12 protein-coding genes and 1 pseudogene are annotated in these 10,618 nt (G+C 70.3%); 5 read left to right on the top strand and 8 right to left on the bottom strand.

Annotated features, from left to right (window positions below; all coding sequences use genetic code 11):
- Window positions 1-466 precede the first annotated feature (466 nt).
- From ACFYOJ_RS10875 to ACFYOJ_RS10860, 4 genes are all read right to left on the bottom strand, one after another.
- Window positions 467-769, bottom strand: a complete 303-nt coding sequence (locus ACFYOJ_RS10875; protein ID WP_388596582.1) for a hypothetical protein — start codon at window positions 767-769, stop codon at window positions 467-469.
- Window positions 770-1,077: 308 nt separating this feature from the next.
- The gene (locus ACFYOJ_RS10870; protein WP_388596579.1) at window positions 1,078-1,689 is read right to left on the bottom strand and encodes a PIN domain-containing protein; all 612 of its coding nucleotides are present in this window, start codon (window positions 1,687-1,689) and stop codon (window positions 1,078-1,080) included.
- Between the two features lies 1 nt (window position 1,690).
- Window positions 1,691-2,155: a helix-turn-helix domain-containing protein gene (locus tag ACFYOJ_RS10865; RefSeq protein ID WP_356558553.1), complete on the bottom strand. Its 465-nt coding sequence runs from the start codon at window positions 2,153-2,155 to the stop codon at window positions 1,691-1,693.
- Between the two features lie 123 nt (window positions 2,156-2,278).
- A complete protein-coding gene (locus ACFYOJ_RS10860; protein ID WP_388596576.1) occupies window positions 2,279-2,650 on the bottom strand; it encodes an ATP-binding protein in 372 nt (123 codons plus the stop codon).
- Window positions 2,651-2,660: 10 nt separating this feature from the next.
- Between ACFYOJ_RS10860 and ACFYOJ_RS10855 the strand changes: the two genes are divergently transcribed.
- From ACFYOJ_RS10855 to ACFYOJ_RS10845, 3 genes are all read left to right on the top strand, one after another.
- Entirely contained in the window at window positions 2,661-2,843 is a 183-nt protein-coding gene (locus ACFYOJ_RS10855) for a hypothetical protein (RefSeq protein WP_356558534.1), read from the top strand.
- Window positions 2,840-3,088, top strand: a complete 249-nt coding sequence (locus ACFYOJ_RS10850; protein WP_356558535.1) for a DUF397 domain-containing protein — start codon at window positions 2,840-2,842, stop codon at window positions 3,086-3,088. The genes ACFYOJ_RS10855 and ACFYOJ_RS10850 overlap by 4 nt, the downstream gene beginning before the upstream one ends.
- A gap of 236 nt (window positions 3,089-3,324) precedes the next feature.
- Complete coding sequence (locus ACFYOJ_RS10845; protein ID WP_356558536.1) at window positions 3,325-4,344, top strand: hypothetical protein; 1,020 nt, start codon at window positions 3,325-3,327, stop codon at window positions 4,342-4,344.
- Window positions 4,345-4,390: 46 nt separating this feature from the next.
- Here the strand turns inward: ACFYOJ_RS10845 and ACFYOJ_RS10840 are convergent.
- Window positions 4,391-4,580: pseudogene (locus ACFYOJ_RS10840) on the bottom strand (transposase); the annotation flags it as partial.
- A 458-nt stretch (window positions 4,581-5,038) separates the two neighbouring features.
- Here ACFYOJ_RS10840 and ACFYOJ_RS10835 point away from each other — a divergent pair.
- Window positions 5,039-5,833, top strand: coding sequence for a class I SAM-dependent methyltransferase (locus tag ACFYOJ_RS10835; protein ID WP_356558537.1), 795 nt, complete (start codon window positions 5,039-5,041; stop codon window positions 5,831-5,833).
- A gap of 5 nt (window positions 5,834-5,838) precedes the next feature.
- Here the strand turns inward: ACFYOJ_RS10835 and ACFYOJ_RS10830 are convergent, their stop codons facing one another.
- Window positions 5,839-7,398: a polysaccharide lyase family 1 protein gene (locus ACFYOJ_RS10830; RefSeq protein ID WP_356558538.1), complete on the bottom strand. Its 1,560-nt coding sequence runs from the start codon at window positions 7,396-7,398 to the stop codon at window positions 5,839-5,841.
- 322 nt (window positions 7,399-7,720) lie between these two features.
- Complete coding sequence (locus ACFYOJ_RS10825; protein ID WP_356558539.1) at window positions 7,721-8,770, bottom strand: NlpC/P60 family protein; 1,050 nt, start codon at window positions 8,768-8,770, stop codon at window positions 7,721-7,723.
- Between the two features lie 339 nt (window positions 8,771-9,109).
- Here ACFYOJ_RS10825 and ACFYOJ_RS10820 point away from each other — a divergent pair, with 339 nt between their 5' ends.
- A complete protein-coding gene (locus tag ACFYOJ_RS10820; protein WP_356558540.1) occupies window positions 9,110-9,463 on the top strand; it encodes a hypothetical protein in 354 nt (117 codons plus the stop codon).
- On the opposite strand, the gene ACFYOJ_RS10815 is transcribed toward ACFYOJ_RS10820, so the two are convergent.
- The gene (locus ACFYOJ_RS10815; RefSeq protein ID WP_356558541.1) at window positions 9,441-10,475 is read right to left on the bottom strand and encodes a tellurite resistance/C4-dicarboxylate transporter family protein; all 1,035 of its coding nucleotides are present in this window, start codon (window positions 10,473-10,475) and stop codon (window positions 9,441-9,443) included. The two genes, ACFYOJ_RS10820 and ACFYOJ_RS10815, sit on opposite strands and share 23 nt — an antisense overlap.
- Window positions 10,476-10,618 lie beyond the last annotated feature (143 nt).

Raw genomic sequence — 10,618 nt, 5'->3', positions numbered from 1 at the left:
TCACGGACACCAGAGGGCGTCCGGCAGGAATTGTGGGCCTACCTCGCGGTCCACCACGCGATCCGCCAGTTCGCCCACACAGCCGCCCTTACCCGACCACCGGTAGTGGACACCGACCGTGTCTCCTATCTGAAGTGCGTCCGCATTGTGCGCCGCAGCATCCCTTCCCAGCTCGGAGCTACCGCCACCAAGCTCGCCCGCTCCTTCGCCGACGCCGGGCGGGAGGCACGTGCACGCCTCCTCCCGGCTCGGCGCAGCCGGGACTGCCCACGCGCGATCAAGAAGCCGAACCGCTGGCCTGTGCTGAGGACTCGCGCCAGACGCGGCACCGTGCAACCTGGCCGCTGGGCGCACAACCAGACTTCGAAGCCGAAGAGCACCCGCCGGGCCGGAAGACCAGCCATCAAGGGAACGTAAGCCTTGCACCGCTGCCTTCTGCTTGCCTGACATCCGTAGGGGCCTCAGCTCAGTTGCTGCGCTTGAACCTATTGAGGTCGCAGACGTCCGGGTCGCCCCGGTACTCATAGAGTCGAGGGACTTGCCGACTTCCGTCGACATACAGCCCCGTGCCGTAATAGCCCCCCTCCTCCGAACTGTCCCAGTAGCCGCTGATTTCATGGAACGTCAGCGAGATGGGGAAATCGACGCTGTCAGTGCTGGTCAGCTCCCACGTCCCGTTGCCGTCTCTCTGCTCTGGTGGGCCCTCTGCACCCTCAAGGTCCGTCGGCCACCCCGTCGTCGTGAACGTTCCATCACCCTTGAGGGTCACAGAACGGTCTGCGGCATCTCGATAGGTGCCGACCAGATCCTGACTGGCCAGCCCGCCCGGCCGCTGGCCCTCCCCTGGGCAGGGTGAGTATCGGGCGAAGCACCCTGTCGTGGTCGAGACAGCGGCCAGAGTTAGTGCCCCCACAAGGCCGCCGAGTCTTCGATTCATGTTCTCCCCTGCACGATCGAGGATCTCCTTGAGACTGCGGCGGAGCAGCAGGTACCGCCCGCTGGACTACGGCTTGCCCGTCACTCTCCGCTCCATCATCGCCGTAGCGGCCGCCAGCACAGTGAGCGGGCTGTGACTTCTCATGCCTCAACCTCAGCGGCATGGTCGTTAAGGCAACTGCATTGGAGGTCACGGCCCCCGGCCCACGCCGCAGAGCGGCCACGGACTCGGTCAGCCCTGCTTTCTCCAGTTGCGCCAGCACGTCGTCGAACGTCTGCGGCGGGCGCCGTCGGGAGGTGGCGATCTCTTGCACGCAGGCGTACACCACGCGATCGTCCAGGCCTATGAGGTCCATCATGAACTCGTCGGCGGTCTTGCGTTCGATACCCCAGCCGGCGAGGTAGCTGGGCGGGGAAGTCTTTGCGATTGTTCGTCACGATCACCTGGGCGCCCGCCCGGATGGCGGCGGCCAACACATGCCTGTCGTCCGTGTCAGGCAGTTCGAGCCCTTCGATGAAGGGCTCGAAGCCTGTGACCAGACAGTCACGCACCGCCTGATTCATGAGGTGTCTACGGCGCGCCAGAGTCTCAGGAGCGATGTTGTAGTTCCGTGCGATGTTCCGGTCCACCTCGTCCAGGATGACCTCCGTCCATCTGGCACGGACAAAGCCTCTCTGACTGACACGGATCAGCAGGTCCCGCAGCGTGTTGGGGTACAGGACGCATGCGTCGTAGATCACGACGAATGTCATGTCAGAGCAGCCCCAGCTCCTGGTCCAGTTCCATCAGCTCGTCGGCCGCCCCCTTGCGCCTCGCATCGTCCTCACGCAGGTACTGGTGCAGGTCGGCGAAGCGAATACGACGGTGACGGCCCACAAGCCTGAAGGGGATCTCCCCGGACTCGAGGAGACCGATCAGGTAGGGGCGGGACACGTTCAGCATGTCGGCGGCCTGCTGGGTCGTCAGCTCGGCGTCGACCGGCATGATCTGGACGCCCTGGCCATTGGCCAGAGCTGCCAGCATCGAGGCGAACATCTCCGCCACAGGACGCGGCAGGACAAGCGCTTCGTCGCCGGCTCCGGTCTCCAGGTGCACCTGGATGTCTTCATCGCTCTGAGCGGTACGTGAGAGGTAGTCGTTGATCCGCCGCAGCGCTCGCTGCGCCTCACCTGCATCGACTACGCCTGGTTCGAGCTTCTTGCCTGTTGCGGTCCCCATGACGTCCTCCACTGTTGTATTCGAATTATTCGCAACAAACGAAGTAACCGCAACCCGACTGCGGTAACCACCTGTGAAGGAAGAGGTGGCTCTGGTGACGGGTGGGGCGACACGATCCTCGCGTCACACTTCGAACCACACCTCCTTACCGATGCCGCACTCCTTGCTCCGCGCGCCCCAGTCCGCCGCCAGCGCCGCCACCAGCGCGAGACCCCGGCCCGACTCGTCGTCCGGGCGGGCCGGGGCGAGCACCGGCAGCGTGTCGGCGGCGTCCGTCACGGTGACGCGGAGCCGGTCACCGGTCAGTTGGCAGCAGGCCCGGATCTCACGCCCGGCCGGGACCTTCGCGTGGCGGTACGCGTTCGTCACCAGCTCGCTCAGGAGCAGTTCCGCCGTGTCCGTGACGTCCGGCGGCAGCTCCCAGGAGGGGCCGCCTGCTCGCGGAACAGGGTGCGGGCACGGCCCACTTGGCCGCTGTGGCGGGGGCGCTCTCAACGGCACCATCGTGCTGCTGGAGACGCCGGAGCACGACCGTTACGGATACGTTGAAGCGCCGGAGGTCAGCGTCCTGCATGCGAGTCCCGGCAAGGTGAGTGCACTCAGCCAAGCCCATGTGATGGTCCGCATGCACTGCCTTGGCGTGGAGGAGTCGGCCACGTTCATCAGAAAGGTGGCAGAAGAGCGATGAGCGAACGCCTCACCTGGTACAGGACCAGCTACAGCGACAGCCAGGGCGGCGCCTGTGTGGAAGTTGCCCTCGACTGGCGGAAGTCCAGCCACGGCGATGCCGAGGGCAGCAACTGCGTCGAAGTCGCCCCCTGCCCCCACACCGTGCACGTCCGGGACTCGAAGCTCGGGCGTCGGAGTCCCCGGTTCGCCGTCGGCGGGGACGCCTGGACGGCCTTCGTCGCGTACGCCCGTACCGGCGCTTGAGCTTCGAGACGCGAGCCTCGGGAACCGAGCGGCGTTTCTGAGGAATGGGTGGTGGGGTTCTCCCCGCCACCCGCCCTCCCCGCCGCAACTGGCCTCTCTGGCAGCAGGGATGACTTTTCGTGATCGGCTTGCGACGCGCCGTAAGTGCCCTCTAGCGTTCGCAGCAATAAACAACCCCGGTCGGGTGTTCGCAGCACCCGCCGGGGTCTCACCCCAAGATCGAAGAGAGCGATCTCATGGCTTACGAAGACTGTAGCTCTGCCCTGCCCGCGCCCGCAGCTCATCCCCTGGCCAGTCCCGGATACGGCAAACGCACGGCCCCCGCCGAGCCCGGCGCCGCCTCCCGGCCCGCCGACTTCTCGCACCTCCCCGCCCGCGAGGCATACATCGCCGCCTACGTCGACCGGCTCCCCGAGGGCGCCGCGATGGACGTGAAGAGCCTCGCCAAGGCGCTGCCGCTGTACGGGCAGCAGGCCGTCCGCAGTGCGCTCAACCACCTCTCCCGTGCCGGGCATCTCCACCGCGTCCGCGGGCTCGCGGTCACCGCCGACGGCACGACGCGATGGGTGTTCCGCACGTTCTGGTCCGGCACCGCACGCGACAGCGCATGGTGGGCTCGCTTCCTGGGCGGCGCCGAGGCCGTGGGCGCCGTGACGCCGGTTCAGGACACCACCGACGCCGCCACGGCGACGGATCCCGCCCCGTCACCCGCCGTCTCCGCCACCCCCGAAGCCCACCGCGCCACCGCCTACCGCACCCTCGCCCGGCTCGACCGCGTCGATCCCCGCCTCGCCCTGTCCGACGCGGACTGCCACGCCCTGACCGACCTGGTCGTCCCCTGGCTGGAGCGGGGCGCGACCCCCGTCTCCCTGATGCGGGCCCTCACCACCGGCCTGCCGGACGACGTCCATGCGCCGCGTGGCCTCGTCGCCCGACGGCTGCGGGACAAGCTGCCGCCCGAGCCGATGCCGTACGCGGAGCGTGAAGCGGCGCCGGACGACGACGGTCCCGGTCCCCGCCTCGTCGGCCGTCTGATGCCGGAGTGCACCGAGTGCGGCGTACCGGGGCGTCCCGCCGCCTTCGCCGGTGGGCTGTGCCGGGGCTGCCGTACCGCCTCGCCGCACGGTGCCGCCCCGCGCGGAGTGCCGCCCGCTCCGTCCGCGCCTCCGTCCCGCGCTGCCGTTCTCGCCCGCGAGGCCGTCCTGGCCGCCAGGGACTCCCGGCCGGAAGCGGCGACGGCCCGCCGACCGATGTGACGGTCGGCGGGCGTCCCCAGGGGCGGGCCGGTTGTCCCGCGTAGGTCTCGAACTCGGCGACCTTGCTTCTCTCTGGTTTTCTCGGCCTGGAAGTCGAGGTCTTCGACCGCGACGGCCTTCACCCCGCAGGTTCTGGCCCAGTGCGGCAGCCGGGGCAGAGCATGGCGGACCTGGGCGTCGCGGTGCTGGGTGGTGCCGGTCAGGTCGTAGACGAAGCGGCGCGGGTGGCCGGCCGGGACCTTCGCGTACGCCCGTGCCGGCGTTCGAGCGTCGAGGGCGAGCCTCGGGAACCGGGCGCTGCGCGCCGCGACGCACCAGGCCGGTGCGGAGGGCGCGCACGGAGCCTCGGCCCGGTTCGATCCGACTGCTTCGGCCGCGCCTGCGAGGCACTGCTGCACCTAAAGTCGCCTCAGGCGACGGCGTACTCCGCGTTCCTGAAGCCCCACCGGACGACGTTCGGCTCGCGGCACCACTGGAGAACCAGTCGAAATAGTCTGCCGGGCGTGGGCGGGAACGGTCCTTTCCCGGCCCTGGAAGGGAACTCGGAGGGACGCGGGGCCGGGCCTCGGAGCCGAGGGACCCCGGTCTCCTCCGAGCCTCTCAGCAACCCGCTCAAGCCGTCACCAAACAACACCTGACCTGGTCTTTCGCCCTCCTCGCTCCTACGATCGATCCCGGATGGAAGGGGGGCCGGGTGGACCGGACCGTACGCACCGTCGATGACGTTCTCACGCTCCTGGACGGGTTCTTCGCAGCCGGATCCGGGACCGGCCGTTTGGCGACCGGGGACGGCAAGGACTTCTGGGACCGCTTCTACAGCGACCGGACGAGGCCGGTCCCCTTCTTCGCGGCGAAGCCGGACGAGAATCTGGCCGCCTACCTCGACCGGGGCCTGATCGCTCCCGGGCGGGTCCTGGATCTGGGTTGCGGAGCGGGCCGCAATGCCCTGTACCTCGCCTCGCACGGCTTCGAGGTGGACGCGGTCGACCTCTCCCCGACGGCTCTCGCGTGGGCCGCGGACCGGGCCCGCGAGGCCGGAGTCGAGGTCCGTTTCCTGTGCGGTGACGCTTTCGCCTTCTCCGGCACCGAGTTGGGCGGTCCGTACGACCTGGTCGTCGATTCGGGCTGCTTCCACCATCTGCCACCGCACCGCCGCGTGAGCTACCTGGCTCTCCTCGACCGCGTCCTGGCTCCCGGCGGCCATCTCGCCCTCACCAGCTTCGCCGCCGGTGAAGGAGGGATGGGTTCGGAACTCGCCGACGCGGACCTCTACCGTGCACGCGATTTGCAGGGCGGCCTCGCTTACACGCCCGAATCACTGCGCCGGATCTTCTCCGACCTGGTGGAGGTCGAACTGCGCCGCATGCGCGAAGAGCCGCCCGAGTCGGCGCTCTTCGGCGTGACCTTCCTGTGGACCGCGCTGTTCCGCCGGGACGCGCGCCTGTGCCCGCCGGCCGGGGTGGTGGCCGACGGGCGTCCCCAGGGGTGAGCCGGTTATCCCGCGTAGGTCTCGAACTCGGCGACCTTCGGGGTGCCCGACGCGCTGGTGATGGTGAAGGTGACCTTCTTCAGCGAGGTCGCGGGGAAGGTGATGACTCCCGCGCCGTTGCCCGAGGTCAGGGTCGCGCCGGTGTCGGCGTTGACGAGCTTCCAGGCACCGATGGTGCCCGTACTGCCCGCCGCCTCACGGATGTTGACCTTCGCCACGGTGGTGGCCGAGCCCCACTTGACGGAGATCGAGCCCGTCGAGCCGGCCGGCGACCAGTAGGTGCTCAGGTCGCCGTCGCGCACGTTGCCGTAGCTCGTGCCGCTGGCCTTGGAGGAGCCGTCGGCGCCGGCACCGAGGCTGAGGTTGGTGCCGCTCGGTACGGTCGGGCTCGGTGACGGGTCGGTCGGGCTCGGGGTCGGGTTCGGGTTCGTCTGGCTCGGCGTGGGCTCGGGGGACTGGGCCGAGCAGCTGCCGTCCGACACCTTCAGGCCCTTGTTCGCTCCCGCCGTCTGGCTCACGACGGCCGGCACGCAGGACGCGTCGTCCGGGGTGAAGGAGTACGGGATGGCGACGCTGGTGTTGGACTTCGGGTCGGGGCCCGCCGGGTTGTAGTCGGTGCCGGGCTCGGACCAGGTGACGTTGTCGAAGACGTTGCCGCCCACCTGCCAGTAGCCGGCCGCGTCGGTGTAGAAGGTGCCGAGGACGTCCTTGGAGTCCTCGAAGTAGTTGTTGTCGACCCTGGCCTTCGCCCCGGCCCGGGAGTTGATGCCGGAGTCGTTCAGGCGCACGTAGTGGTTGTTGTACATGTGGGCGATGCCGCCGCGCAGGAGGGGAGCGCGGGAGTCGATGTTCTCGTACCGGTTGTGGTGGAAGGTGACGTAGCCGTTGGAGCGGTCGCTCTCGCTGGAGCCGATGAGGCCGCCGCGGCCGGAGTTGCGCAGGACGCTGTAGGACAGGGTCACGTACTGGGTGTTGTCCTTCATGTCGAAGAGGCCGTCGAAGCCCTCCGACTCGCCGCCGGACGCCTCCAGGGTGGTGTGGTCGACCCACACATTGCGGACGTCGCTCTCCATGCCGATGGCGTCGCCGCCGTTGGAGAGGGGCGAACCGGACTTCTTGACGTTCCGGACGGTGACGTTCTGGATGATGATGTTGCTGGACTCGCGGATGTGGATGCCCAGCTGGTCGAAGACGGCACCGTTGCCGACGCCGACGATCGTGACGTTGCTGATCTGCTTCAGCTCGATCTTGTCGGCCGCCGTGCTGCAACTGGCGCCCGAGACCTGGCTGGTGTTGCCGTGGTTGATGGTGCCCTCGACCTGGATGACGATCGGGGTGCTGCTGGAGGCACGGCTGCACAGGGCCTGGTGGATCGCGGTGCCCGTGGTGGCGCGGACGGTCTGTCCGCCCGCGCCACCGGTGGTTCCGCCGTTCTGGGTGGCGTAGCCGGTGGCGCCGGAGGCCGCGGCCGAGGCCTCGGGTGCGGTCAGGACCGCGCCGGTCGCGGCCGCCAGGGCCAGGGTGCCCACTGCGGCCGAGAGCCGTACGGCGACTGGTCGTCTCATGTCTCGCCTCGTCTTCCGTCTTCGCGCGGCGGGGGGTGCCGCACGCTGTCGTGGTCGGCGGGGACACGGGGATGCCGCTCGGGGAGGGGTGGGAAGCGGTTGCCCCTCGTGTCCGCCTGTCCTGTTCGATGGCGCGGTGACGTGCTGCGGTGGCAGCGGCTCGCATGCGTGCTCAGCTCGGGAAGTACGACAAAACAGCCGATCTGATCTGAGCATGACAAGCTATGTCAGCCGGGAAAGCGCTTTCACCTTTCGTGAGAGTAGGGCTGGACCCCGGGCGTGGCAACGGTTCGCGCACGCATCCGGGGCCGGCCCGTCGGTCTCACACCACGCGCGTGGCACCCGCGAAGGGCATCTGGTCGACGGGTGCGACGCGCACCGGGGCCGAGGGGTTCGGGGCGTGGATCATCCGCCCGTTGCCGACGTAGATGCCGACGTGGCTGATGCCGGAGTAGAAGAAGACCAGGTCGCCGGGGCGGAGCTCCGAGCGGGAGACGCGGCGGCCCGCGTCGATCTGGCCGTAGGTCGTGCGGGGCAGGGAGACGCCGGCGGCGCGGTAGGCGGCCTGGGTGAGGCCCGAGCAGTCGAAGGCGTTCGGTCCGGTCGCGCCCCAGACGTAGGGACTGCCGATCTTCCGGTAGGCGTACGCGACGGCCGCCGCGGCCCTGGAGTCCGGCGCCGGGGCGGAGGCCGCGAGGTCCTCGCGGGCGCCCGTCGAGCGGGTCGCGCGGTCGGTGCCGGGGACGAGGCGGGCGCGTTCCTCCGCCGTCAGCCGGGACAGCAGGCGGCGTGCCGCGTCCAGCTTGCCGGTGACGGTCTCGCGGTGCTCCTTCAGCTCGGCCCGCCGCGACTTCAGCGAGGCCACCTCGATCCGGGCGGCCCCGCGCAGCTGCTCGACGTCCCGCAACTCCTCGCGCGCCCGGCGGACGGCGGCCGTCTGCCGGCTGCCCGCCCGCTCGACGAACGCGGCGCCCTCCAGGTACCGGTCGGGGTCGGAGGAGAGGACGAGCTGCAGGGCCGGGTCGATGCCCCCGCTGCGGTACTGCGCCGCCGCGACCGTGCCCAGCGCCTCCCGCGTCGTGTTCAGCCGGTCCTCCTTGCGGGCGATCTCGTCCCGCAGGTCCTCGAGGCGCCGCTCGGCGGCGTCGGCCTTCTCCTTCGCGCCGTTGTACTTCTCGGTGGCGGCCTCCGCCTCCTGGTACAGCTTGTCGACCTTGGCCCTGACCTGCGCCGGGGTCGGCTCCGGAGCGGCGTTCCCGGTGCCGCCCAGCCCGGTCGCGGTGGCCGCCCCCGCGAGGGTGACCGTGACGGCCGTACGGGCCGCCGACCCGTTGCCCGAGAGGCGCCTCCGCGGCCTGCGATGCGCTGCCACCAGGGATTCACGTCCTTCCGTACCCGGCGCCGGCCGCTGTTCGTACCGGTCACCTGCCGCAGGACGCTAAGCCGGTCGGTAACGGGCCGGTGACGGTTTGCGCGGAACTGGCGGTACCGGACCGGACGGCGACCGCAAGTGACCGCGGGCCGGGCGGGAGGCCGTCCTCTTCACGCAGGGTGATGACCGAAATGCCGGATCAGGGACACGTGGGGGCGGTGAGCTGCTAAGGGGCGCATATATGCGTGCATCGCTGTGCGCGTACGCCGTCATATGCGTACGCCGGGCCGGGCGGGCCGGTGCCGGAGCGGGGCCGGCCGGTGATTAGGCTCCGGCCTCATGGACGTACTCATCCACCTCTTCGTCGGGCTGCACATCGTCGGCATCGCCGCCCTGCTCGGGGGCTTCCTGACCCAGATGAAGGCGATGGGCCGGGGCGAGGCCCGCTTCACCCCCGCCATGCTGCACGGCGCGCTGACGATGCTGGTCACCGGAGCCGTCCTGGTCGGCCTCAACCAGGCCCAGGACTACGCGGTCGACAACGTCAAGATCGGCGTCAAACTGGCCGTGCTGATCGTGATCCTCGGCCTGGTCTACGTCAAGCGCGACGAGGAGAAGGCCGACAAGCCGCTGTTCGGCCTGGTCGGCCTGCTGACCCTGGTGAACGTCTTCATCGCGGTGCTGTGGACCTGACGTCCCCGGCCCCCGGATCCTCCGCGGAGGCGGACCGCAGCGCCGTCCGGGCCGAGACCACCGCCCCCGCGGCGACCGCCAGCCACGCGGCCACCGCGATCCACACCAGCGCCCGACCCGGCCCCTCCAGCCACGGGACGTCCACCGCGGCGGCGACGGACAGCGCCGCCGCCGCCGTCATGCCGAGAGGGAAGACGGTCGACCAGCGGCGCACGTCGTAGCGGGGCCGCGGCCACACGAACTCGCCGGCCAGGAGCACGACGTACCAGGCGAGGCAGAAGGCCAGCAGGGCGACGGTCGCGTCGTGCAGGACCGCCGCGACGTCGTTGTTCCACAGGTACCGGCCGGTGCGGGACGCGGCGATCAGCTTGGCCCCGGCGAGCGCCGAGATGGCGAGCGCGCCGCCCGCGACCCAGTGGTCCCCGGCGCCGTGGGCCACCTGCCGGGGATCGAAACGGAACAGCGCGATCGCGTAGAGCACGAGCCCCAGCCAGAACGGCACCAGTGCCGCGTGCGCCGGCCAGGCCGTCGAGGTATCCGCGGCCAGCGTGGCTCCGAGCACGGCGAGCCCCTCCGTGGCGACACAGCCCAGGAACACCGCCCCCGGCATCCGCCGCTCCCAGTGCTGGACGACGATCAGCAGCAGCCCCGGCCACAGCAGCGCGGCCAGTACCAGCAGCGCCGCCGCCGGGACCGTCCAGCCGAGCAGCGAGAAACGGGTGCCGAGCACGGTCGTCGCGGCCACCGCGGTGAGCGCGCCCGGCGTCCCCGCCCGCGTCAGCCACTTCGTCCGGTCGAACAGCAGCAGCGAGACGAAGTTCACCGCCAGGGTCAGCCAGGCGGCGCAGGCCAGGAACAGCGCGATACGGGAGAGCAGCTCGTGGTGGATCAGGTGCAGGCCGACCGACAGGATGCCGGTCGCCATCACCGCGGCCCCGGCCGCCGGCGGACGCTGCGCCCACCAGGCGCGCAGGGGGTGCGGGGTGCCGGATGACAAGGTGCCGGGTGACATGGGCCCGATGCTAGGCAGGGCCGCCCGCCGGGCCGGACGCACCACGCGGGGGACCGGCGACTCACCACGCCGGGGGGCGACGGCCCACCGTTCCCGGCGCTCCCGGGCCGCGGAACGGCGGTCGTTCTCCGGGAGGGCGGCCG

The sequence above is a fragment of the Streptomyces sp. NPDC006384 genome (assembly GCF_042870695.1).
Classification (GTDB): Bacteria; Actinomycetota; Actinomycetes; order Streptomycetales; family Streptomycetaceae; genus Streptomyces.
This window is presented reverse-complemented; position numbering and strand designations above follow the sequence as displayed.